A 24,586-nucleotide genomic window follows, 5' to 3' on the forward strand; every position below is an offset into this window, starting at 1 on the left:
TTGTTGAAGTACTTGTACTTGTTGTAGCCTCTGTACTTGTTGAAGTACTTGTACTTGTTGTAGCCTCAGTACTTGTTGAAGTACTTGTGCTTGTTGTAGCCTCTGTAGTTGTAGATGTAGTAGTTGTAGAAGCTGTTGTAGCAGCCTCAGTGGTTGCAGTTGTTACAACAGGTGCATCACCGGGAGCGTTTGTAATTTCAACTTCGCCCTCTTCACCGCTTATGCCGTTGCCACTGTAAGTAGCAGTGTAACCGGGAACAGGTGACTCAACTACATAATATTTATACTCGTTGCCGTCTGCATCCTGCTTAGGAAGAACATCCCATCTGTAAGTCCACTCGCCTGAACCATCAAGGATAACATCTGCACCCATCTGCTGTGTGCTTACCTTAACGATATCAGGATCGTTAGCTTCCATCTGAACGATGTAATTTACTTCAGGGACATTGATCGTAACTTCTTCACCTGATTCAGAATCAGTATAAGTCATACTTACAACCTTACCCTTATTGGATGTAATCGAGAAAAGCGTATCTGATGTTCCGCCATCCCACACATATCCAACATTCTTTTTAAATGAATAAGTATTATCGCCGTCAGGAACAGTAACTCTGATTGAGCCTGTGTCCTCATCAATGGAAGTAGCCTTAATAGTACCAGGAGGGTTTGGAATTGATATTGAACCATCATCACCGATAATAGCAGAATATGACATGTCAGATCTTTCAAAAGTAAACTTAGCCGCCGGATTATCATTATTCAAAGCTTCATTAACTGCTTCAAGATATTTCTCCCTGATCTGCCGTTTAGCATCTTCACGTGCCTGTTTCTCCTGAGCAATACGCTCAACTTCTCCCTCTGCAGGTACCTCACTCTTCTCAGGCATAGGCTTAGCTTTAGCAACGATCTCATTGATATCTGTTGTGTTAGCTGTTGACTTAACTCTGTATAATGTTACATCGATAACATCATTAGAGTGATCAACTGTATCGCCGTCTGTCCAAGTCTTCTTAGCCTTTACAGCAATATTCTTTGTGTAAGAATTGTAAGGATAGAAGTGAGTTTCGGATCCTTTATCATAGAATGAATCACAAATGAAGTTACCTTCACCGTTACCGCTCCAAAGTTCTGCATGTGCTTTAGGAGCAACTATATGGCCTGATAAGAAAGCTGTAGATACATTTTGTGCATCAGGTATATTCCATACCAAATTCATTCCGACATCGATGTTTGACTCAAGTGTTGCACTGTAACCATTTCGATCAATATCATGGAAGAATGTGGAATCCTTACCCCCGTCATTAAACGTAATACTAACCTGTGTTTCAGGATCAGGAAGTTCACGTCCTTCATGAGGCTCGCTGGGTATCATACCAAAATAAAAGTTAACTTCATCCATATCAGGAATAGTAATTGAATACCCTCTTGTAGCTATCTCTTCAGGAGTACCAGTAAATTTGATCTGATTGATTTCTTTAAAAATATCAGCAGGAATGATAACTTCTTTAGGAGTAGTAGCGCCCAACTCTATTGCGGGTCTTCCACCCGGATGAGTAATATCATCTCTGGTCACTACCCAAGCTGTCGGAGATTCTTTCTTGTCCTTTGACCACTGTTCGATTTTCTGGAATGCTTTGTTGAAATCAATATAATCGCCCTTGATCTTCTGGCCTTCATCTATCGAAGCATCACCTACAGACGTATTGTAGTAGAACTGTACGTTTTCGTAATTCTCTGCAAAGTCGCCGTTAATAAACTGATCGTTATGCTCGAAACTGAGTCCGGCTGAAGGATCAACGTTCTTTATGTAGCTCGAAGTTGTACCGGCCTTGCTGAAAGGACCAATCTTACCAGTTCCGCCGACTGCAACCGCGCCTATGGTGTCATTCATCTGTGTAGCGTCACCGCGGGTGAAGATCTGGAAGTTGGACAAGAGGTCTTCAACTTCATATGAGCCATTGTATTTGGGAGACGGCAATTCAGCAGGCGGGCCATCGCCTTCCGCACCTGAAACCGTGCTCGAAAATACGCTTGTTAAGACGAGAGCCGCAGAAGCGATTCCGCTGAGCCACCGCCTACCTATCGGTTTCCCGACAGGATTTAGCAATTTCTTCATGGTTCAATCCTCCTTGAAATGTTTTTTTCTGTCTCTCTTGGTTTGTTGACGTATGGTTTCCGGATCAAAACGGGAATTACTTGTCCGTAACTCTATAGCCCCGCAGTTGTCCTTTATACCTATATTATATCACTAAATTCATGTAAAATAAATAGTTTGTTGCAATTTTTTTAAGTGAAAAACGATTTTTGTTGAAATGCATTAAATTTGTCGGAAATATTTGTTGAATTACATCAGTTTTACAGCATTTTACACAGAATTATATACCTTTGGTATATTTTAAAAATAAAAATACAACGCTAAAGTTTAATCTTTATCAGTACACTAACGCATTATTATACGCTTTATCGGAAATATATCTCTCAACCGTTATCAATTAATATAACTTTTTCAATATTGAGACAATAAAATATCACAAACTATCCTATCTGTTCTAAAAATTATCGGTTTAAATAAAAATTTGAAAAAACATTTATATAAAATAATACTATTGCAATAAAGAACTTATTGTGATAGAATGATTATAGACATTATGCATCAGCTTTCAGAGCTGAAGTGACTTCGAAAAAATCATCCCTATTAAAATAGTATAAACCCGGATTAATATTTCCTATACTATTATAATAGTATAAATTTCAAATGGAGGTTTTAAATATGGGATTACATTTCAGAAAAAGTATCAAGCTCGGAAAATTCCTGAAGATCAACGCAAACAAAACAGGTCCGAGTGTAACGATCGGCGGAAAGAAACTCAAACTGACACTCAACAAGAAAAAAGTCACCGCAAGTCTTCCCGGAACAGGTATTTCATATGATGCTAAACTCGACGATTTGAAAAACGGAGGGAAAAAGCCAAAAAAATAATCCCAGAAAAGACCGATAATTCGGTCTTTTCTTTGCCATAAGTACACTGACCAGAAATTGCGGTTGTTTGTCATTCGTTCATTTATTTCAGCAAATCTTGAATTCTTGACATTTTTCACGCTTAAACCCCGCACGCATTTTATTTCAATTTTCAAATTATTACAGCGTGAAAACAATTCCACAATCTCAACATTTTCTGTTAGTCTGAGTGCCGTAACGGTGTTTAGGCATTTGTGACATACAAGAAGCAAACAGTTTTATTTGTGACGTATAAACGCCTCTAATTATTACGAAATGTTGAACAACTTTTCGTTACGATTGTTACAGGTTTGTAATTATTGGTTGTTTTTTAATTTGAAAAGTTCATCTTTCGTCAATTTAATGTTAATAATTCCTTAACTATTTTTACGTTACTTTTCACAAGTTATGGGAATTTGTTGAAAACTTTTTGGTTGTAAAATGGAAAAGTTTTGAAAAGTGTTGCCATATCCGAGCAAATGTGGTATTATAGTCACATCCCGAAAAAGGGGTAAATACGAATGCTTTTCGAGGAAAGGATGAGTTGATGAGAAAAGCTAAAACTGCAGCCATGATCTTTGGAAGTGTTACAACATGCATCTTCGGCAGCTTCTTCGCTGTTTATGCTAAAGCACCTATTGTCAGCAATGCTGACCCAGAGAGCAGCGTCGAGGTCTATGAAGTTAATAACGAAGAACTCGCAAACTCCGCTGCATTTACTTCGATCAGAACAACAGCCGTAACCAAATCAAGCAAAGTAACTACCACTACTAAGGCGACTAATAAAAAGGCAGGCTATTCCTATAGCGCCTATTCTACTTCAAACAAAGTTACTTATTCCGCTCCTGTTGAAACTACTATGGCTGTAACAGAGGCGGTAAATGTTCCTACAGATTGGTCCACTGTCACAACAGTTGCTTATGAAACTGTTCCGGTAGTGACCGCAACTCAGGCAGATATCCAGGAAACCGTTCCGGAACGTGTTGTTTCCTATGATGAGCCTGTTTATTCAGAAGACAATTCAGCTTATACTGAAATTGTTTATGCAGAACCTGTTGCAGATACTCCTGTTGAAACACCTGTACAGGCAGAAACTCCTGCACCTGTTGTTGAGGAGCCTGTTCAGAACAATGCAGCAGAAGCCGCTTCGACTAATTCACTCCCTATCTCAGACAGTGAGTACATAATGCTCTGCAATGCAGTTGCACACGAAGCCGGTTCTTATTGGATAGATGAGTACCAGAAGGCTTATGTTGTTGAAGTTATCATGAACCGTGTCAACAGTTCACTTTATCCAAACAGCATCGAAGGCGTGCTTACACAGCCTTACCAGTTCAGCGGTTCTTCCAGCTACGTTTATTCCGGAACATTTACAGGTCAGGTGACCGAAAGTGTTAAGAACGCTGTAAACCTTTACTTTAATGAACCCTCGTCTTTCACTCAGGGATACTTAAGCTTCTACGGTGACGGACGCAATAACCACTTCTCATGATTCGGGTATTCGGGTAATATGTACAAGCGATAATGACTCCGCAAGGAGTCATTTTTATTTATTAAAACAGGCGTACAGATCTTTCTGTACGCCTAAATTATTGTCTTATAGAATCTGATATCGAACAAAGCTCCGTGTGAAGCTGTATTTTTTGCCTGTATACTGCCATTCTGCGAAACGATAACCTTCCTCGAGTACGCAAGACCTATGCCGAACCCAGACTTTTCTCGTTCACCGTTTCGGTAAAAGCGCTCAAAAACATGCGGAATTTCTTCCTCAGTGAAGCCACATCCTGTATCGGAGATCTCTATTCCCGAATATATAGCATTATCATAGCAGTATACTTTTATTGTCCCGCCCGCATCTGTATGTTCTATGCTGTTTTTCAACAGGTTTCCTATAGCCTCGGAAGTCTGCCTGATATCACAATCAATATACGGCTCCCCTTCCGTTTCCGTAATTAGCTCAACTCCCTTTACTTCTGCGGAGATCATGAAACGTTCAACTGTGTTTCTTACAAGTTCACTGCTGCTGATATGCTCCTTGTTGAACGTCACTGCACCTGCTTCAAGACGTGACAGGCTCAGCAGTGTTTCTATGAGCCATTTCATGTGATCGTTGAGCTGTCCTATCTCATTTATGTACTGTCTTCGTTCGCTGTTCCCTAATTGCGGATCATGCAGCATATCTACAAGCAGCATCATGGACGTCAAAGGGGTACGAAGCTGATGTGAGATATCTTCCATCGACTCTTTCAGAAGCATATTAGTTTCGCTTATCTTCGCATTCTGTTCACGCAGTTTAATGGTCATTTTATTGATCTCTGTTTCAAGAAGACTCAGCTCGCTTTCGCTGTAATCCGATATCCTGAAGCGCTCTGCATCCATGAGTATACTGTCTATCTCTTTGCACATTTCAAGTACGCATTTTTTCCTCAGTAACATTTCAACAGCGTGTATCCCGAGTATCACGAGTGAAGCAACAATAAGCACAACTGCACATGGAACGCTGATATACATGCATATTCCGGCTCCGACGATTATCGGTATAAAATACACTGCAAAAGGCAATCTGCTCATCTGTCCACCGCCTTGTAGCCCAATCCGCGGACTGTAATGATTATTTTCGGGTGCTGGGGATCATCCTCAACCTTTTCACGCAATCGCTTCATATATACGTTCAGTGTATTGTCCGACACAAACTCCCCCGAATAGGACCAGAGTTCATCAGCTATCCTGTCCCTTGACATGAGTTTCTCCTTGTTGGACATAAGAATAAGCAACAATCTGTACTCCAGCGCTGAAAGATACAGGTCCTGTCCGTTTTTGGATGCCATGCCTCTTGTCTGGTCGAGAACCACGTTGCCGCATCTGTACACTGTTTCAGTTTTATTGTACTTTCTCATGGCGTTTTTGATACGAGCAAGCAGCTCACGAGGTCTGAAAGGCTTGCTTATATAGTCATCTGCTCCAAGATTGAAGCCTGCTACCGTACAGGATTCGTCTGACGAAGCAGTAAGAAATATAACCGGAATGTTCATTTCTTCCTTGATATATGAGCAGACTGAGAAGCCATTTCCGTCCTTAAGTGATAGGTCGAGCAAAACGCAGTCAAAATTGCCGTTTTTCAAAGCTTCTTTTGCGTCGCACTCTCCACACGCCGAAGCAGTCTGATAGCCCTCAGAAGCTAAAAACTTGGTCAAATTTCGCATTAGGTCTTCGTCATCCTCCACGATGAGTATCAAAGGCATCATTATCCCCTCCTTTTCTCTGCTTTGATTATAGCATATTTTTGCACCTCTTTCAAGGCTGTTCTCAACGAAAGTGACATAATTGTAATTTAAAAGTCACACAAATGTTATTCTCATATGTTATAATATGATCATAAAATAACTTCTACGGAGGTAATAAAATGGAACTGTTAAAAATCGAAAACCTTTGTAAAACATACGGCAAAGGCGAAAATGAAGTTAAAGCACTTGATAATGTATCATTTACTGTCCCAAAAGGACAGATGACCGCTGTAATCGGTCCAAGCGGTTCGGGTAAGTCAACATTACTTCACGTTATCGGCGGTGTAGAACGTCCCACTTCTGGTAAGGTATTTCTCGACGGGCAGGATGTATACGCTCAGAATAACAAAAATCTTGCTATATTCCGCCGCAGACAGGTCGGACTCATATACCAGTTCTACAACCTTATACCCGTCCTCAGCGCAGAGGAGAATATTACACTTCCGTCTGTTATGGACGGCAGAAAGCCTGACCAGGAACGTCTTGAACAGCTCCTGAAACTGCTTTCCATAGAAGAAAGACGGCATCATCTTCCATCCCAGCTATCAGGCGGTCAGCAGCAGCGTGTATCGATAGGACGCGCTTTGTTCACTTCTCCCCAGATAATTCTCGCGGACGAACCAACAGGTAATCTTGACAGCAAGAATTCTGCCGAAATAATTTCTCTGCTGCGTCAGTCCAACCGTGAATTCGACCAGACTATACTTATCATCACACACGACGAGAATATTGCCCTCCAGTGCGACCGTATAATCACCATATCAGACGGTAAGATCGTGCGTGATGTGACCACAGGTATCAAGTAAGGAGGGATATACAATGAAATTTGAACGACTTCTTGCAAGACGGTATATTTTCTCCCAGAAACGCCACACGCTCCTGACTATATGCAGTATAGCTATCGCAGCAGCCTTTATGGCAATGGTCTTCACCTGTTTTACAACGGTATCCAAATGCTCCAGAGCCGTTACATATGATAAAACTCCCTATCACGTGCTTATCTACGAGATAACCACTGAACAGGCTTCTGAGCTCGCTAAAGAATCCATGATAGAGTCTATTAAGCTAAAACCTATCCCTAATGATATACAGCGCCGCTCCTCTGCAAGGATAATGCTGAAAAAAGGTATCAAGGATATAAACGTCTATCTTGACGAACTGTTCGCTAAATATGACTTTGGATTCAATATAACCGATGAAGGAAAGTTCGAGATAAACCGTCCACTGATGAATAAAGACCTCATTGATGATACGGCTCGCTTCAACTGGCTCACGGTTATATGTCTCCTATACATATTTGCGCTGTTTTTCGCTTCATGCCTCAGAATGATAATCGATACAGCTTTTGAAGTGTCATCCAAGGAGAAAGAGAAACAGTTCGGTGTTCTTCAGTCCGTTGGTGCAACACCTAAGCAGATAGTACGCATAATAACATCCGAAGCAATCTTTCAGTGCATAGCTGCTGTTCCCCTCGGCACTGCACTGGGCGTAGGTCTGTCCTATATAGCGTATCACAACGTCATAAATAGCGGACTTCTTCAGGAGCTTTTAACCGTGAAAAAAACCGAAGAACTTATTCATTTCCACATTTCCTGGCTTGCGCTCGCAGCAGCAGCGTCACTTTCCGTTGTATGGGTTCTTTTCTCTGCATACGGCGTAGGCATGAGAATAATCAAAATGAGCCCCATACAGGCTATAAGCAACAGAAGCAACAAGATAGTCAAGGTAAAGAAACATTCACTATTCGGAGTTCTATTCGGCTGGAAAGGAAAGCTTGCTTCACGCAACGTCCGCAGACAGAAAAAACGCTATATCATTACATTGTTATCGATCGTTGTTTCTATAACGTTGATATCAAGCTCATCCATCGTTATGAAAGCTTTCACAAGTATGATGAATATCTCTAATATCGGCTTGTTCGGTCAGGAAGACTTTCAAGACTTTGAATTGCGGCTTATACATGTGACTAACGATAAATCCTACAACAGCTTAGATGATCCGCTCGCTCTTTCAAACGCTGTAAAGGAGCTTGAAGCTTCAGGCTATTTTAAAAACATTAATTACGATTACGGAAATAACGGCAAAATAACTAACGAAGAAGAAACCGGATTGTCAGGACATTGTGAGATACAATATGTAACAAGAGAAAAATACAATAAATTCATAGAGAAAAAAACAGGTATTTCCTATGACGAAATGACAGAAAAAGGATATTTACTCATCAGTCAGCGAAATAAAGAACAGATCAAAAACGATAAAATAGAGGATCTGAAATTAGAACTCACTTTCGTGCATAACATTTCAGATGAAGAGTATGAAAAAATGAGCGAAGATGAGAAAAAAGAAGTAAAAACATCTTCATCCCGGATAAATATGGACGAATCAAACAAGAGACGTACAAGCAAAAAAACATACGAACAGAATTTCGATATTGTCTCCGAATTAAATGCAGATGATATTATTAATCCGCGGATAAACCTCGCTGAAGATACCTACTTGAATGCCATTCTTGTAAGTACAGTAGACAGATACGAAAAAAACGATCATTCATACTACTATGATTTCACGCCTTTCAACTACCTTATCAGCTGTGATCTGAAAGACAGTGACGACGTAAACGAAGCTCTTCACTACCTCGATAATAGTCATTACGTGACTTTGGACATAGACTGGCGCAAGATAAAAACTGAAGCTGACCTTGAAATGTTCATAATCAGAACGGCAGTTGCTTTCCTCAGTGTCATAATTGCTCTTATCGCAGCTGTTAATATGATAAACATAATAACCACGGGACTTATCAATAGAAACTCGGAAATAGCTTCCATGCAGTGCGTAGGAATGACTGAAGGTCAGCTCTACAAGGAAAGCATCATAGAATGTTTACAGTATGTGATTCCGGCTGCGATCGGTTCGGTTATCATAAGCTCAGCAACAATGTTAGGTACCAAAGCATTCCTCAAAGCGGTACAGCTGGATGCAGATGAAATGTTCACTTATATGAATGTTAATATCGGAACTCCATTCCCAGTAATCGCTGTTGCATCTGTTGCTGCACTTATAATTGCTATAGTTTCCACGCTGATAACACTTAGGAGTATGCAGAAAAGAGGACTCATCGACAGGATGAAAATGGTAGAATAAATTTTACATGCAAATTAATTATACATAAGAACCGGTATAATAAATAATACAAAGTAAAATTTATTATACAGAAATTGCAATTTTAATTTTACATTTATTATCAAAGGACGTACTCTGTGCGTCCTTTCATTTATCTATCACAATTATCACAATTTTACAGTTGTTTTTTCGCCTTAGATGTGTTATAATTTTGTCACACGAAAAGGAGTTGATAAATATGAAGGATGATAAAAACAATATTCTGAAACAGGTGCTCATCTATCTGACCATTTCCCTTATTCTTCTTCTGGTATTCAATGCTGTTCTGCTTCCTATGATAAGCAACAGCAAAGTTACCGAAACAGACTACAGCTATTTCTTAGAGCAAGTGGATGAGGGAAACGTAACTGAAGTTAAACTCGATGATACCGAGGTCCACTTCAAGGTTAGAGATGAAAGCGGAAAATTTCATAGCTACGTAACAGGTGCTATGGACGATCCCGATCTTGTTTCACGCCTTCACGAGAACAGTAAAATTGTATTTACAAAAAATTATCAGAAGGACAACGCACTTTTTACTTTTCTTGTAAGCTGGGTTCTCCCTTTTATATTTATAATAGTACTGAGCAATGTACTGTTCAAGGGTATCACCAGCCGAATGGGCGGAACCAATGCAATGACCTTTGGTAAAAGTAACGCCAAGATTTATGTAAAGGCACAGACAGGCAAAACTTTTAACGATGTTGCAGGTCAGGACGAGGCAAAGGAGGCACTCGAAGAAATTGTCGATTTTCTTCATAATCCGCAAAAATATGCTGAAATCGGAGCATCTCTCCCCAAAGGTGCTCTCCTTGTAGGACCTCCCGGTACAGGTAAGACACTTCTCGCTCAGGCAGTCGCAGGTGAGGCTAATGTCCCCTTCTTCTCAATATCCGGCTCGGAGTTCGTTGAGATGTTTGTAGGAATGGGCGCGGCAAAGGTTCGTGACCTCTTCAAGCAGGCAAATGAAAAAGCTCCATGTATCGTATTTATTGACGAGATCGATACCATCGGTAAAAAGCGTGACGGCAGTATCAACAGCAATGATGAGCGTGAACAGACTCTGAACCAGCTTCTGACCGAGATGGACGGCTTTGACGGTAAAAAAGGAGTTGTTATTCTTGCAGCTACAAACCGTCCCGAGTCACTTGATCCCGCACTTCTCCGTCCCGGAAGATTTGACAGACGAATTCCGGTTGAGCTTCCTGATCTTGGCGGACGTGAAGCAATCCTTAAAGTCCACGCAGCTAAAATCAAATATGACAGCGATATCGACTTCAATGCTATTGCAAGAGCTACAGCAGGTGCGTCCGGTGCAGAGCTTGCAAACATAATCAACGAATCCGCACTCAGAGCAGTAAGAGGCGGCAGAAAATCCGTGAATCAGTTTGACCTTGAAGAAAGCGTAGAAGTGGTTATCGCCGGTTATCAGCGTAAAAACGCAGTTATCTCACAGCAGGAAAAGGAAATAATAGCATACCACGAGATAGGTCACGCTCTTGTTGCTGCAAAACAGAAGAATTCCGCTCCCGTACATAAGATCACAATTATACCACGTACCTCGGGTGCACTCGGTTACACTATGCAGGTGGACGAGGGAGAAAAGTTCCTTATGACCAAGGAAGAAGCACTTGCAAGGATATGTACTCTTACAGGAGGACGTTCCGCAGAAGAACTGATCTTCAACAGCTGTACAAGCGGAGCTTCAAATGACATAGAACAGGCAACAAAGCTTGCAAGGGCAATGGTCACACGTTACGGAATGAGCTCTGGATTTGATATGATCGCGCTTGAAACTGTTTCAAACCAGTATCTCGGCGGAGATCCTACTCTCGCCTGCTCTCCCGAAACGGCTTCAAAGATCGATGATGAGGTCAACAATATTGTAAAACGCTCTCACGAGAAAGCTATAATGATACTGCGTGAGAACATTGAAAAGCTTCATGAACTTGCACACTATCTCCTTGAAAAAGAAACGATCACAGGTGACGAATTCATGGGGATACTGAACTCCGAAAGTCCTGTTACCGTCTGATAAATTTAACAAAAATCCCGATAATTCTACCTGATTATCGGGATTTTGCCGATTTTTACGCAAACTATTGACTATTTACCGAAAAAATGCGATAATATCTTAGGAATAAATATGAAAGTGAGTCTATAATATGTGGAAATACATTCTAACTTTTCTTGTATCTATGGTGCCTATCGTTGAACTCCGCGGCGCTATACCGATTGGAGTTGCAAATGGTGTGCCCTGGCAGCAGGCTGTTCTTATAAGTATGATCGGTAACATGATCCCTGTGCCTTTTATCTTCTTCTTTGCAAGAAAGGTGCTTGAATGGGGACAGGACAAGCCTGTTATCGGTAAATTCTTCTCTTGGTGTCTGAAAAAAGGACACCACGGCGGTGAAAAGCTTCAGGAAAAAGCAGGTAAGGGAATGTTCCTTGCACTTCTCCTCTTTGTTGGTATTCCGCTTCCCGGAACAGGAGCATGGACAGGCACTCTTGCTGCAAGTCTCCTTGATCTCGATTTCAAGAAAAGTATTCTTGCAGTTACCTGCGGAGTTCTCCTTGCTGCGATCATAATCACAGTTCTTACACTTGCAGGAGTTTCCGCTTTTACAGCTATAAAGTAAAAAAAGAGCCATATGGCTCTTTTTTGTTATATGAACGCCTGACGTTTCAGTATCGCAAATATCATCCGTCCCAATATTGCAAAGTAATTCTGATCTGTGACCGACCACTTCTTGAAACGTCCTATGTAACAGAACGAGATCATTCCCTTTACTATGCTTTCATCAGTCATAAGATACTGCACCGCTCCGCCTGTATTCTCAGCGGTAAGCTGTGCAAACGCATTATCATCACGTCCTTCAAGCTCGTTTACATTATCGATAGTGAAGATACCGTCTCCCGAAAAACGTTCGGTATAACGATTTTCAAGGAGATATGCCGCTCTCTTCGAGTTACTGTTTCCGCAGCTGAGTATCAGGTTCATTTCATTGCCTGCGTATATGCATATATCATCTATTGCAAACTCCTTGCGTATCTGTTCAAGAAGTACCGAAATATCGGGAAGGCTTCCGAAAACAAGGGATTCTGCGATATCACCTGCAAACACAAGCTTTTCCGTAGCATCCTTCTTGCTGCTGAGGAAAGCTATTTTGTTTTCTATGTCCTTCTCTACAGGTCCATGCTTCTCTATGTCGTAGATAACGTACCTGTTCTTACCCTTCTGCTGCGCTATATACAGGGCTTTATCAGCCTGCATGAAAAGTTCATCATATTCTGTGCTGTCTACGGGATAAGTTGAAATACCCATGGAACACGTCATCTGAAAATTATCTGCTCGTTCGGAAAAAGCGGATTCTGTATTAGTGCGTATTGCCCTAAGGATTCCGCGAAGATCGGTCTCGTCTCTTGTGTCTTCTATTATAATAAGGAAACTGCTTCCGCTTATTCTTCCTGCGTATCCCCTCTCACCTATCTCTTTTTTGATTATCCCTGCCACTGTATAAACTACCTCATCGCCGAAAAGATGTCCGTAGCTTTTATTGATGTCCGTAAAATCATCGATATCAAGTATAACAAGGTTGACGTTATATGAAGGACGTCCTGCAAGTATGTCCATAGCAACTGCAGTAACGGTGTTCTTGCTGAGAAGTCCCGAGAGCTGATCTCTGTTCGCTTCGATCGCAAGATTGATCTCTTTAGTCCGGAGTCTTGCGCTTACTACCGATATTATTCCGCTGACAAGTTTCTTTTTAGGTTCGGTGTATCTCGTAACGCCCCTGAAAAGACACATTTCCCTGATTTTTCCGAATGTCAGAAGCGAGGTTTCAAGCTCGTGATCGAACCTGTATACTCCGTTTCTTATATCATCACATAAACGGCTGAATGTGTCGGTATACCGTGAAAGGATCATACCTGAGTCTATCGCATCCTTCTGCCACTTATCAAGCAGTTCATCAGCTATTGTGATGCTACGGCAGGCATCAAACATAAATATCTTTATCCGTCCCGTTTCAAAGCTGTATTCAAATGCAAGGTCGCTGATAAGACTGAGGTAGTACCTGAGTTCAGAAGCGCTTCTCTCAGCTGAAAAAGTTCTCTCACCCAATGAAAAGATATCACTGAGAGTTATCTCGTAAAGCGGCGGTTCGCCTTCTGCTGTGATCCGCTTTACGGACGCAAGTACCCAGCTCATTTCACCGCTGATACCGCACATACGGACAACTGTACGGCGGATGCCGCCAATATCAGCAAGCCGAAGGGATTCTTCAAGGCGCGGATAGTCCTCTTCCTCGATAGTACGGCGTATAGAATAAATAGCATCGTTGCCGAAAAAGGAAAAAAACGCTTCATCTGCATTCTGAGTATGCAGACTTTCATCCACAACAACTCTTCCTATCCTGCAAATTGTCTTATCAAGAGAATGTTCCATTACGCACCTCCAACAGTTATTTTAGTATATTATAACACAATTGGAAATAACGGTCAAGACAGTCATCACAACTTATTAACAAAAAATTAACATATCTATATGTTGAATCCTCACATATATAGTGTATAATAATAGTGTATAAACTTACAGGAGATCTTAACCAATGGACAAAAAAGAAATAAAACATTATGCCGCCTTCGGGCTTACGGCAATAATCGTATGCTATATCATCCAGCACTTCGCACTCGTTGAAAAAGCCGCAGGTATCGCTCTCGGGGCGCTTACTCCGCTTATCCTTGGCGCTATAATAGCTTACATTTTCAATATCATACTAAGCTGGTTCGAGAAGCACTTTTTTCCAAAGACAAAAACAGGCTTCATCCAATTTTCGAGACGTCCCGTTTGTCTTGTTATCTCGTTTCTGATCGCAATTGGTGTGGTAGTACTGATACTGAACATTGTTATCCCGGAACTTATCAATGCTGTCAAACTCATTTCAGCCAAGATACCTCCGCTGGTTGTAACAGGAAAAGAATACATACTCCACAAGCTCAGAGAATACCCTGAGATACAGGCACAGGCTACCGAACTATTTAACGAATTTGATACCAGTCAGATAGACTGGGCTTCTATTACCGGAAAAGTAACAGGTGTACTGAAATCGGGACTTCTCGGAATAATCAGCTCGGCAGTCGGCTTCCTCGGCGCTCTTACGGGCACAGTCACAAATATCGTACTCGCAGTCATCTTCGCTATATACCTTCTTCTGAGAAAAGACAAACTCCTTTGCGATATCGGAAGATTCCAAAAGGTCTACTGCAGTGAGAAAACAAATGCACGCATCAACCGCGTATTCGCTACCGCTAATACAACTTTCCAGAGTTTCTTTATCGGACAGTTCGTTGAAGCTATAATACTCGGCTCGCTCTGTTTCATAGGTATGACCATACTTCGTCTGCCGTATGCAGGAATGAGCGGTACTCTCGTCGGAGTTACCGCACTTATCCCAATAGTCGGGGCTTTCCTCGGTGCAGGTATAAGTGCTTTCATAATCGCTACGGAAAACCCTATGCAGGCACTTATTTTTATCATCTTCCTTATCATCCTCCAACAGCTTGAAGGTAATATCATCTATCCGAAGGTTGTCGGAAATTCTATCGGACTCCCCGGTATATGGGTGCTTGCGGCAGTTACAGTCGGAGGCGGACTATTCGGAATCCTTGGAATGATGGTAGGTGTCCCGCTTGCAGCTACTGTATACAAACTTGTATTTGACAGCCTTGAAAATAAAGAAGCGGAAAAAGGTATAATCAACGTCTCCACTGATAAAAAAACTGACACTCCAAAAGTGACAAAAAAGAATAAAAAAGAAAAACGTATACGTAATTCAGGTTCGGCACATAATAAGAACAAACAGAATAAAAAGCATTAAATTTCTCCTTATTACACAAATACGTCAAACAAACTTAAAAAAAATTATTTCGGCAAAAAAATTAGTTAGACAATTGCTACTGTTTTTTTGCCGTTTTTTTTCAAAAATTATCAGAAAAGCAACCGTGTGTTCCTGAAAAATAAAAAAATTGCGATCAATTCGATTGCACTCGGCTAACAAGGAGATTGACAAAAAATCTACAATGTGATACTATTATGTATAGCAAATTATATTTAAAGGAGTCCTGATCAATCATGTTACACTATTTAAATGAATTTCCAAAAGAATGGGATGGCTTTGAACATGGCCGCTGGTGTAATTCATCAGTAAATGTACGTGACTTCATCAAGAAAAACTATACCCCCTATGACGGTGACGAAAGCTTCCTCCAGGGACCTACTGAGGCTACCAAGAAGCTCTGGGACCAGGTTATGGACCTCTCTCGTCAGGAGCGTGAGGCAGGCGGAGTTCTTGATATGGACACTAAGATCATATCAACTATTACTTCCCACGGTGCAGGTTACCTCAACAAGGACCTTGAACAGATCGTCGGCCTTCAGACTGACAAGCCCTTCAAGCGTTCTCTCCAGCCTTTCGGCGGTATCAGAATGGCTCAGCAGGCTTGCAGGGAGTATGGTTATGAAGTCGATCAGGAGGTAGTTGATATCTTCACAAAGTACAGAAAGACTCATAATCAGGGCGTTTTCGATGCTTATACTCCCGAGATGCGTATGGCTCGTCATTCAGCTATACTCACAGGTCTTCCCGATGCTTACGGCAGAGGAAGAATCATCGGCGACTACAGAAGAGTTGCCCTCTATGGTATCGATATCCTTATCGCTGACAAGAAGCACCAGATAGATACTTCTCTCGTAAGAATGACTTCTAAGAACATCCGTCTCCGTGAAGAGCTTTCCGAACAGGTCCGCGCACTCCAGGATCTTAAGAAGCTCGGCGAGATCTACGGTTTCGATATCTCCAAGCCTGCTGCTAATGCAAAGGAAGCTGTACAGTGGCTCTACTTCGGATACCTTGCAGCTGTCAAGGAGCAGAATGGTGCTGCTATGTCTCTCGGACGTACATCTACTTTCCTTGATATATATATCCAGCGTGACCTTGAAAGAGGTCTCATCACTGAGGAACAGGCTCAGGAACTTATCGACCACTTCATCATGAAGCTCCGTATCGTAAAGTTCGCACGTACTCCCGAGTACAACTCACTCTTCTCAGGCGATCCTACATGGGTAACCGAGTCTATCGGCGGTGTAGGTGTTGACGGTAATCACCTTGTTACAAAGAACAGCTTCCGTTACCTCCATACTCTCGAAAACCTCGGCACTGCTCCAGAGCCTAACATGACAGTTCTCTGGTCCACAAAGCTTCCTCAGAACTTCAAGAGATACTGCGCTAAGATGTCTATCCAGACTTCTTCTATCCAGTACGAGAACGACGATATGATGAGAGTTATCCACGGCGATGACTACGCTATCGCTTGCTGCGTATCTTCTATGAGAGTCGGCAAGGAAATGCAGTTCTTCGGTGCAAGAGCTAACCTTGCAAAGTGCCTTCTCTACGCTATAAACGGCGGTGTTGATGAGAGACTCGGACTTCAGGTCGGTCCTAAATACAGACCGGTTGATACTGAATACCTCGATTTCAATGACGTATGGGACAAGTACCTCGATATGATGGAATGGCTCGCAGGTCTTTATGTCAATACCCTCAACGTTATCCACTACATGCACGATAAGTACAGCTATGAAAGACTTCAGATGGCTCTCCACGACAGAGATGTTAAACGTTACTTTGCTACAGGTATTGCAGGTCTTTCAGTTGTTGCAGACTCACTCTCTGCTATCAAGTACGCTAAGGTAAAGCCTATCCGCAAGGATCTTGAGATCAAGGACAAGGCTGGAAATGTAGTTGACGTTGCCAAGAATGTTGTTGTTGACTATGAGATCGAAGGAGACTTCCCGAAATACGGTAATAATGATGACCGTGTTGACCAGATCGCTGTTACAGTTGTACGCACATTCATGGATATGATCAGAAAGCACCACACTTACCGTGACGGTGTTCCTACAATGTCTATCCTTACTATCACTTCAAACGTTGTTTACGGTAAGAAGACAGGTAACACTCCCGACGGACGTAAGCAGGGCGTTCCACTCGCACCAGGTGCTAACCCGATGCACGGCAGAGATACTCACGGTGCTGTTGCTTCACTTTCATCTGTTGCAAAGCTCCCGTTCCGCCACGCTCAGGACGGTATCTCAAATACATTCTCTATAGTTCCTGATGCTCTCGGTAAGGATATGCAGGTATTTGCAGGCGATCTCGACCTTGAAACACTCAGAGGAGAAAACTAATGGAAGATCAGGATACGATCAAAGCTCCCACTGATCCCGATGAACTTGCTGAACTTATAGATCAGTTAATGTCAAAGGGCAGCGGTCATGTTAATATTGTATCATCGGAAAATGGCGTTGGTCTTAAGGTGGACACTGTGAAAAGTACTGACGTATGCGGCTCTAAAGGCGCATGCTGTCAGCCCACCGAGGACGCTATCGACGATGATGAAGACTGATAAATATTAAGGAGGATAATTATTATGGCAAACGATAAGCAGATAGATAACCTCGTAGAGCTTCTCGACGGTTATGTTGAAAAAGGCGGTCACCACCTCAATGTTAACGTTTTCACCCGTGAGACTCTTCTTGACGCTCAGGCTCACCCTGAAAAGTACCCACAGCTCACTGTAAGAGTTTCAGGCTATGCAGTTAACTTCGTAAAGCTCACAAAAGAACAGCAGGACGACGTTATCTCTCGTACATTCCACCAGAGCTTCTGATAAAACAGCTAAGGTCCGTTTCCTTCGGGAAGCGGACCTTTTTGCGTGAACGATATAAAAGCAGGGAACTCTTTCCTATGATTTGTACTGCAAATAAGTCCTTTCCTTGACTTTTTCAGCGCAATATGCTATACTTTAAAGGCAATACTATTTTAAAAAGGAAGATGATTATGAAGGATACTTTTTATATCACTACGCCGATCTATTACCCCTCAAGCAAGCTTCATGTAGGTCATACCTACTGCACTGTTGCTACAGACGTTATGGCTCGCTATAAGAGAATGCGCGGCTTTGATGTTATTTTCCTGACAGGTACAGACGAGCATGGTCAGAAGATCGAAACAAAAGCCAAAGAAAAAGGCGTTACTCCTAAGGAGTTCGTTGACAGTATCGTTTCTGCTCCCGGCGGAGTTCTCGACCTCTGGAAGCTGATGAATATATCAAACGATCGCTTTATCCGTACTACAGATGATTATCACTGCAAGTCGGTTCAGAAGATATTCAAGAAGATGTACGACAAGGGCGATATCTACAAGGGCAAATACAAAGGCAAATACTGCGTTCCCTGCGAGTCTTTCTGGACAGACAGTCAGCTCGTTGACGGAAAGTGTCCTGACTGCGGACGCGAAGTAAAGGAGGCTGAGGAGGAAGCTTACTTCTTCAGGCTTTCAAAGTATCAGGATAAGATAAAGGATCTCCTCCTTAACACAGACTTCCTTGAGCCTAAGAGCCGTGTGAACGAAATGATCAATAACTTCATCAATCCCGGACTTGAAGACCTCTGCGTATCACGTACCTCATTCTCATGGGGCATCCCTGTAGACTTCGATGACAAGCACGTTGTTTATGTATGGATAGACGCTCTTACAAACTACATCAACGCTCTCGGCTATGAGAACGACAAGTATAACGACTTCGACCGCTACTGGCCTGCTGATGTTCACTTCGTTGGTAAGGAAATTGTAAGATTCCATTCCATCATCTGGCCTGCTATCCTTATGAGCCTCGAGCTTCCTCTTCCTAAGAAGGTATTTGGTCACGGCTGGCTTCTTATCGACGGCGGCAAGATATCAAAGAGTAAGGAGAATACTACTGTTAACGTTGTTGATCCGATGATCCTCGCTCAGCGCTATGGCGTTGACGCTATCAGATACTATCTCATGAGAGAATTCCCGTTCGGAAGTGACGGAAACTTCTCAAATGAACTCCTTATAAACCGTATAAATACAGACCTTGCTAATAACCTCGGCAACCTTGTGAGCCGTACTGTTGCAATGGTCAACAAATACTTCGGCGGAAAGCTCCCTGCCGATCAGCTGAGCATCCCCGAAAAGGACGATAATCTCATATCTGCCGTTTCTGCTCTGAGAGACACTTATACCGATTATATGGAGAAGTATAAGTTCCAGAACGCTGTTTCAGAGGTATTCAAGGTTATCGATATGTCCAATAAGTATATCGACGAGAACGAGCCGTGGGTACTTGCAAGAGATGAAGCTAATCTCCCTCGCCTTGCATGCGTTATGTACAATCTGCTTGAATCCATTCGTATCTGTTCACTGCTTCTTACTCCCTTCATGCCTGATACTGCTGCAAAGATCACAGCTCAGGTAGGCTCGGACAAGAGCACATGGGATGATACTGTATGGGGAGGACTTCCTAAGGAAGCTCAGGTCGTAAGCGGTGAGAATCTCTTCCCTCGTATCGACCTTGCTAAGGAGCTTGAAGAGCTTGCTGCTATCGAAACAGAACTCAAAAAGAAGGAAGCAGGTCCCGCTGCTGTTGAAACAGAGCCTCTTTCCGAGGAGTTCGTTGAGTTCGATAACTTCGTAAAAATGGACCTTCGTGCAGTTAAGGTAAAGGCTTGTGAGAACGTAAAGAAGAGCAAGAAGCTCCTGCGTTTCACTCTGGACGACGGTACAGGCACAGACAGACAGATACTGTCGGGTATCGCTGAATTCTATAAACCTGAGGAGCTTGTCGGAAAGACAATTGCAGCTATCGTTAACCTGCCACCAAGAAAGATGATGGGACTCGATTCCTGCGGAATGTTGTTCTCTGCTGTTCATAAGGAAAACGGCGAAGAAAAGCTCGAGCTTCTCATGCTCAGCGACACTATCCCTGCAGGCTCAAAGATCTGCTGACATATGTATTCATTGAGGGGAACTCTTTTGAAGAAGGGTTTCCCTCATTTCGTTTCAATACTCTTACTATAAATTTTCAGCCTGACATAGCACTCTTTTAGTATTACAGTTTTAATTATCTGTAATAAAGTGCTATGTCAGGCTGAAAATTTGAAGCAAAAAGTCTATGGAAAAGGGGTTCGGGGGTGACTCCCCGCAGTGCGGGGTAACTCCCTACAGTGTAGGGAGATGTCAGCAAAGCTGACAGAGGATCATCGCTCCTGTTAGGAGATGTCCGAAGGACAGAGGGGACCGCCTCCGCCAGAGGGAACCTTTCCTCAGAAAGGTTTTCCCCCGATAAATACATTATGGTTCTGCTTCTATCGCTCTACCATGCTTTAAACTCTCAGGGCAGTCGATATATCTCTGATTACTGCTTCCGCGGAACTTTATGTTCCAGTCTCTTAACTCTTCAACGAATTTGCCGTCGATGAGTATATCCGTAACTTCAAGAAGCTCCCCCCACCCGTTATGTTCACGGTTTTTATAGAGTTCCTCGAAATCATATCCTGTATATGTCACGATATTAAGTCCAAGTTCCTTTATCTGCCTTCCGAGATACGCAAGCGGAATTGCCTGACAGAATGGATCTCCGCCGCTGAATGTAACGCCGTCCAGAAGCGGATTTGACTTTATCTTCTCCAGAAGAACATCAGTATCTGTCAGCTCTCCCCCGTCAAATGCGTGAGTCTGTGGATTGTGGCAACCCTTGCAATTGTGGGGACAGCCCTGAGTAAATATCGTGAATCTTATACCGGGACCGTCAACGATCGAATCGTTGACAGTTCCGGCTATTCTGAGTTCCATTAGATCACCTTACACATTATGTTTTACACGGTCGTGTTCTTCCGAACGCTTACCGTTATTGAATCTGTCCAGAGTACCTACAAGGTAGCCAGTAATACGGCGTATCCTGTCAAATGCGACATTCTTGTCGTCGTGTTCCTTACGTCCGCAGCATGGGCATGTCTCGCCGATTATACCTGTGTATCCGCAGCATGGATCACGGTCTACCGGATGATTGATAGCGCCGTAGCCTATGCCCGATTCCTTCATGCAGCGTACTATCTTTTCAAATGCTGCAAGGTTCTCGAGCGGATCGCCGTCCAGTTCGATATAGCTGATATGACCTGCATTGGTAAGCTCGTGGTACGGAGCCTCTATCTTTATCTTCTCAAATGCGCTGATCGGATAGTAAACAGGTACATGGAATGAGTTTGTATAGTAGTCACGGTCAGTAACGCCTTCAATTATACCATACTTCTTTGCATCCATGCGGACAAATCTGCCTGAAAGTCCCTCGGCAGGTGTTGCGAGAAGTGAGAAGTTAAGTCCTGTGCGCTTTGACTCTTCATCAAGGCGCTGACGCATTGCTGTTACTATTTCAATACCAAGCTCTCTTGCATCCTCATTCTCACCGTGATGATAGCCTATCAGAGCCTTAAGAGCTTCTGCAAGTCCGATAAATCCGACGGAAAGAGTACCGTGCTTGAGAACTTCGCCCACTGTATCATCGGATGCAAGCTTATCGGAATCGATCCATATGCCCTGTCCCATAAGGAACGGGAAGTTTCTTACCTTCTTCTGTGACTGTATCTTGAAACGGTGGAGAAGCTGATCTATAGCAAGATCCATCATCTCATCCAACATGTCGAAGAACTGTCCCACATTGTGGTCAGCCTTGATAGCAAGTCTCGGCAGGTTGATAGAAGTGAAGCTGAGGTTTCCTCTGCCTGTTACTACCTGTCTTGAAGGATCGTGTACGTTACCTATAACTCGTGTACGGCATCCCATGTATGCGATCTCTGTATCAGGATCTCCCTCGTGATAGTACTGGAGATTATAAGGAGCGTCGATGAATGAGAAGTTCGGGAAAAGACGCTTTGCTGATACTCTGCAAGCCAGCTTGAAGAGATCATAGTTCGGATCGGTCGGATTGTAGTTGATGCCGTCCTTTATCTTGAAAATATGTATCGGGAAAATAGGAGTCTCGCCGTTTCCGAGACCTGCCTCCTGTGCAAGGAGAACATTCTTTATTACCATTCTTCCTTCGGGAGATGTATCAGTACCGTAGTTTATGGAGCTGAATGGTGTCTGAGCGCCTGCACGGCTGTTCATAGTATTGAGGTTGTGGATAAGAGCTTCCATAGCCTGATATGTGGCTCTGTCAGTTTCCTTTTCAGCGTTCTTCTTTGCGAAAGCCTGTATTTTATCTACTGTATCAGCGTCAGTGTAGTTAAGGAGGAGTTCCTTCTCCTTTTCACTGTAACCGTTGTTGTCAGCAAGAACAGGCTTAAGTGAATACTTTTCAAAAAGTTCCTTCTTTATGCTGTCTGCGATCTCCTGCTCATTTTCTGCGCCGCCGATAAGGGAAAGTGCTCTTGCAACGTTCTGGATGTATCTTGAAGCGTAGGTCTTCTTAACACCATCAGCCATTGCGTAATCAAATGTAGGTATGCTCTGTCCGCCGTGCTGATCGTTCTGGTTGGACTGGATAGCAATACATGCAAGTGCTGAATAGCTTGAAATATCATTTGGTTCACGGAGATAGCCATGACCTGTAGAGAAACCGTTTGTGAAAAGTTTTTTCAGGTCGATCTGACAGCATGTTGTGGTAAGAGTATAGAAATCAAGATCGTGGATGTGAATATCGCCCTCACGGTGAGCCTTGGCATGCTTCGGTTCAAGAACGTACATCTCGTAGTATTCCTTAGCCGAAACAGAGCCGTACTTAAGCATGGTACCCATAGCTGTATCGCCGTCGATATTTGCATTTTCACGCTTGATATCACTGTCCTTTGCAGCGCTGAATGTAAGTTCGTTCAGAACACACATAAGGTTGGTCTTCATCTCACGGGAACGTGTACGCTCATAACGATAAAGAATGTAAGCCTTTGCAGTCTTGGCATGTCCTTTTTCAATAAGAGTCTTTTCAACAAGGTCCTGTATCTCTTCAACTGTAGGCACCTTACCGGGATTCTCTGCCTCGTAAGTAGTACATACGTCAGCGGCAGTTTCCATAGCCACATTGAAATCTGTACCTCCGCAGCTCTGAGCTGCCTTGAAGATAGCGTTAGCGATCTTTTCCATATTGAAAGGCACTTTTCTGCCGTCTCGCTTGATGATGTGAATTATCATAACTCCAACCTCCGAAATCTATATATTGTGTTCCGATTTTCAAAACCATATATAAGTATAAAACAATTCATGGATAAAGTCAATTGGATACTATGACAATCAAGAGCCGATTTACAGTCAGAATTTTGTGTGTTTTGTATGCTTTTCACCCTGTTTTGCGGCTTTTAGCGCTATATTTCGACATCTATACAAACAGTATTGAAAGCAAAATACCCAACACAATATATTGTGTTGGGTATAATTTATACAGTATGTGAAAGTATGTAGTCCGTAAGCACTGAATATAACTGTGATGTATAGTTCTGGTTTGCTATCGACCAGTAATCAGGTGACAATACTCCACTGTCCGACTTAAGTGCTGTGTTGGTGTCGATACAGTATACACCTGCCTGATCTGCCATAGAAAGCAGCTTTGTATTATATTCATTCACTTTTTCATTGGTTACTGTCTCGAATCCCTCCGGTACAGGCGGAAGCTGCATCACAAATATCTTAGTATCAGGAAGCGAATTCTTAAGTGATGTTACAAGCTCCTGATAGCTTTTTATCATCTCATCGGTCTTGTCGGTTGTAATATCGCTTCCGAGCATTATATACAGTCTCTTGGGCTTCATCTTTCCTGCGATCTCTGTAAGTGTACCGCTTCCGAAACTGCTGTCAGCCTGGGCTGTTGTACAGTTTTTCGCATTGAGCGAAGCGTTTCCTACTACATATCCGAATCCGCCGTTATCCGCCATACCGAGAAGTGTACCGTCAGTAAAAAGCGCACTTTCTTCAAGATAGTTGCCGTCAGCTTTCTCTGACTGTGGTACGGGATTTGTTATTGCTGTATCAGTTTTTTCCTCTATCTGTTCCTCGGAAGCTTCCGAAGTTGTACCTTCATTCGCCTTTCGGCTTTCAAGCTCTGCTACAGTAGCGTTGAACTCGTCCTTGAAGAAATTATCATTTAGGTTCGCAGCAAGCATGTAAAGGGCGAAACAAGCAAGGAACGAGAAAACGAAGATAAGTACCATTACCCAGAAATTGAAGCGCATTTTCGGTTTTCCGCTTTTTTTACCGGTGTTGCGCTGTATAGTTCTTTTTTTCTCCATATG

Annotated in this window: 18 protein-coding genes; 11 read left to right on the forward strand and 7 right to left on the reverse strand. The window is 42.7% G+C overall.

Going from position 1 to position 24,586, the window contains the following annotated elements:
* On the reverse strand, positions 1-2,116 hold a 2,116-nt coding region (locus BT127_RS03080; RefSeq protein WP_139275383.1), incomplete at its 3' end, for a choice-of-anchor A family protein.
* A gap of 654 nt (positions 2,117-2,770) precedes the next feature.
* Between BT127_RS03080 and BT127_RS03085 the strand changes: the two genes are divergently transcribed.
* Both BT127_RS03085 and BT127_RS03090 read left to right on the forward strand, forming a co-directional pair.
* Positions 2,771-2,980 carry a DUF4236 domain-containing protein gene (locus BT127_RS03085; protein WP_175541906.1) on the forward strand — a complete coding sequence of 70 codons (210 nt, stop codon included), beginning with the start codon at positions 2,771-2,773 and terminating at the stop codon, positions 2,978-2,980.
* 565 nt (positions 2,981-3,545) lie between these two features.
* On the forward strand, positions 3,546-4,490 hold the full coding sequence (locus BT127_RS03090) for a cell wall hydrolase (protein ID WP_075423573.1): 945 nt from the start codon (positions 3,546-3,548) through the stop codon (positions 4,488-4,490).
* Positions 4,491-4,582: 92 nt separating this feature from the next.
* Here the strand turns inward: BT127_RS03090 and BT127_RS03095 are convergent, their stop codons facing one another.
* Positions 4,583-5,569 (reverse strand): sensor histidine kinase, encoded by a 987-nt coding sequence (locus BT127_RS03095; RefSeq protein WP_075423574.1) that lies wholly within the window; start codon positions 5,567-5,569, stop codon positions 4,583-4,585.
* Positions 5,566-6,240 (reverse strand): response regulator transcription factor, encoded by a 675-nt coding sequence (locus BT127_RS03100; protein ID WP_075423575.1) that lies wholly within the window; start codon positions 6,238-6,240, stop codon positions 5,566-5,568. Before BT127_RS03100 ends, BT127_RS03095 begins: the two co-directional genes overlap by 4 nt.
* Before the next feature lie 161 nt (positions 6,241-6,401).
* Between BT127_RS03100 and BT127_RS03105 the strand changes: the two genes are divergently transcribed.
* The 4 genes from BT127_RS03105 to BT127_RS03120 all read left to right on the forward strand — a co-directional run bounded on the left by BT127_RS03105 (position 6,402) and on the right by BT127_RS03120 (position 12,080).
* Entirely contained in the window at positions 6,402-7,088 is a 687-nt protein-coding gene (locus tag BT127_RS03105) for an ABC transporter ATP-binding protein (RefSeq protein ID WP_075423576.1), read from the forward strand.
* Positions 7,089-7,101: 13 nt separating this feature from the next.
* Positions 7,102-9,423, forward strand: a complete 2,322-nt coding sequence (locus BT127_RS03110) for an FtsX-like permease family protein (RefSeq protein WP_075423577.1) — start codon at positions 7,102-7,104, stop codon at positions 9,421-9,423.
* 217 nt (positions 9,424-9,640) lie between these two features.
* Positions 9,641-11,476: an ATP-dependent zinc metalloprotease FtsH gene (ftsH, locus tag BT127_RS03115; protein WP_075423578.1), complete on the forward strand. Its 1,836-nt coding sequence runs from the start codon at positions 9,641-9,643 to the stop codon at positions 11,474-11,476.
* 130 nt (positions 11,477-11,606) lie between these two features.
* On the forward strand, positions 11,607-12,080 hold the full coding sequence (locus BT127_RS03120) for a COG2426 family protein (protein WP_075423579.1): 474 nt from the start codon (positions 11,607-11,609) through the stop codon (positions 12,078-12,080).
* Positions 12,081-12,106: 26 nt separating this feature from the next.
* On the opposite strand, the gene BT127_RS03125 is transcribed toward BT127_RS03120, so the two are convergent.
* Positions 12,107-13,888: a sensor domain-containing diguanylate cyclase gene (locus BT127_RS03125; protein ID WP_075423580.1), complete on the reverse strand. Its 1,782-nt coding sequence runs from the start codon at positions 13,886-13,888 to the stop codon at positions 12,107-12,109.
* Between the two features lie 163 nt (positions 13,889-14,051).
* On the opposite strand from BT127_RS03125, the gene BT127_RS03130 reads away from it, so the two are divergent.
* The 5 genes from BT127_RS03130 (at position 14,052) to metG (ending at position 20,315) form a co-directional block, all read left to right on the forward strand.
* Complete coding sequence (locus tag BT127_RS03130; RefSeq protein WP_075423581.1) at positions 14,052-15,320, forward strand: AI-2E family transporter; 1,269 nt, start codon at positions 14,052-14,054, stop codon at positions 15,318-15,320.
* 254 nt (positions 15,321-15,574) lie between these two features.
* A complete protein-coding gene (gene pflB, locus BT127_RS03135; RefSeq protein ID WP_075423582.1) occupies positions 15,575-17,689 on the forward strand; it encodes a formate C-acetyltransferase in 2,115 nt (704 codons plus the stop codon).
* Positions 17,689-17,907, forward strand: a complete 219-nt coding sequence (locus BT127_RS03140) for a hypothetical protein (RefSeq protein ID WP_075423583.1) — start codon at positions 17,689-17,691, stop codon at positions 17,905-17,907. The genes pflB and BT127_RS03140 overlap by 1 nt, the downstream gene beginning before the upstream one ends.
* Before the next feature lie 24 nt (positions 17,908-17,931).
* The gene (gene grcA3, locus BT127_RS03145) at positions 17,932-18,171 is read left to right on the forward strand and encodes an autonomous glycyl radical cofactor GrcA3 (protein WP_075423584.1); all 240 of its coding nucleotides are present in this window, start codon (positions 17,932-17,934) and stop codon (positions 18,169-18,171) included.
* Positions 18,172-18,335: 164 nt separating this feature from the next.
* Complete coding sequence (gene metG / locus BT127_RS03150) at positions 18,336-20,315, forward strand: methionine--tRNA ligase (RefSeq protein WP_082334880.1); 1,980 nt, start codon at positions 18,336-18,338, stop codon at positions 20,313-20,315.
* A gap of 345 nt (positions 20,316-20,660) precedes the next feature.
* On the opposite strand, the gene nrdG is transcribed toward metG, so the two are convergent.
* The 3 genes from nrdG to BT127_RS03165 all read right to left on the reverse strand — a co-directional run bounded on the left by nrdG (position 20,661) and on the right by BT127_RS03165 (position 24,583).
* Positions 20,661-21,161 (reverse strand): anaerobic ribonucleoside-triphosphate reductase activating protein, encoded by a 501-nt coding sequence (gene nrdG, locus BT127_RS03155; RefSeq protein ID WP_075423586.1) that lies wholly within the window; start codon positions 21,159-21,161, stop codon positions 20,661-20,663.
* Positions 21,162-21,170: 9 nt separating this feature from the next.
* On the reverse strand, positions 21,171-23,492 hold the full coding sequence (locus BT127_RS03160) for an anaerobic ribonucleoside triphosphate reductase (protein WP_075423587.1): 2,322 nt from the start codon (positions 23,490-23,492) through the stop codon (positions 21,171-21,173).
* A 242-nt stretch (positions 23,493-23,734) separates the two neighbouring features.
* Positions 23,735-24,583, reverse strand: coding sequence for a GDSL-type esterase/lipase family protein (locus BT127_RS03165; RefSeq protein ID WP_075423588.1), 849 nt, complete (start codon positions 24,581-24,583; stop codon positions 23,735-23,737).
* Positions 24,584-24,586 lie beyond the last annotated feature (3 nt).

This window comes from Ruminococcus sp. XPD3002, assembly GCA_900119535.1.
Taxonomy (GTDB): domain Bacteria; phylum Bacillota; class Clostridia; order Oscillospirales; family Ruminococcaceae; genus Ruminococcus; species Ruminococcus flavefaciens_H.

Bases quoted from the DNA above. Each gene is read 5' to 3' on its own strand.
- BT127_RS03100 (WP_075423575.1), bottom strand. From the start codon at position 6,240: ATGCCTTTGATACTCATCGTGGAGGATGACGAAGACCTAATGCGAAAT.
- BT127_RS03125 (WP_075423580.1), bottom strand. From the start codon at position 13,888: ATGGAACATTCTCTTGATAAGACAATTTGCAGGATAGGAAGAGTTGTT.
- metG (WP_082334880.1), top strand. From the start codon at position 18,336: ATGATTATGAAGGATACTTTTTATATCACTACGCCGATCTATTACCCC.
- BT127_RS03105 (WP_075423576.1), top strand. From the start codon at position 6,402: ATGGAACTGTTAAAAATCGAAAACCTTTGTAAAACATACGGCAAAGGC.
- BT127_RS03110 (WP_075423577.1), top strand. From the start codon at position 7,102: ATGAAATTTGAACGACTTCTTGCAAGACGGTATATTTTCTCCCAGAAA.
- BT127_RS03085 (WP_175541906.1), top strand. From the start codon at position 2,771: ATGGGATTACATTTCAGAAAAAGTATCAAGCTCGGAAAATTCCTGAAG.
- grcA3 (WP_075423584.1), top strand. From the start codon at position 17,932: ATGGCAAACGATAAGCAGATAGATAACCTCGTAGAGCTTCTCGACGGT.
- BT127_RS03120 (WP_075423579.1), top strand. From the start codon at position 11,607: ATGTGGAAATACATTCTAACTTTTCTTGTATCTATGGTGCCTATCGTT.
- BT127_RS03165 (WP_075423588.1), bottom strand. From the start codon at position 24,583: ATGGAGAAAAAAAGAACTATACAGCGCAACACCGGTAAAAAAAGCGGA.
- BT127_RS03090 (WP_075423573.1), top strand. From the start codon at position 3,546: ATGAGAAAAGCTAAAACTGCAGCCATGATCTTTGGAAGTGTTACAACA.
- ftsH (WP_075423578.1), top strand. From the start codon at position 9,641: ATGAAGGATGATAAAAACAATATTCTGAAACAGGTGCTCATCTATCTG.
- nrdG (WP_075423586.1), bottom strand. From the start codon at position 21,161: ATGGAACTCAGAATAGCCGGAACTGTCAACGATTCGATCGTTGACGGT.
- pflB (WP_075423582.1), top strand. From the start codon at position 15,575: ATGTTACACTATTTAAATGAATTTCCAAAAGAATGGGATGGCTTTGAA.
- BT127_RS03130 (WP_075423581.1), top strand. From the start codon at position 14,052: ATGGACAAAAAAGAAATAAAACATTATGCCGCCTTCGGGCTTACGGCA.
- BT127_RS03140 (WP_075423583.1), top strand. From the start codon at position 17,689: ATGGAAGATCAGGATACGATCAAAGCTCCCACTGATCCCGATGAACTT.
- BT127_RS03095 (WP_075423574.1), bottom strand. From the start codon at position 5,569: ATGAGCAGATTGCCTTTTGCAGTGTATTTTATACCGATAATCGTCGGA.
- BT127_RS03160 (WP_075423587.1), bottom strand. From the start codon at position 23,492: ATGATAATTCACATCATCAAGCGAGACGGCAGAAAAGTGCCTTTCAAT.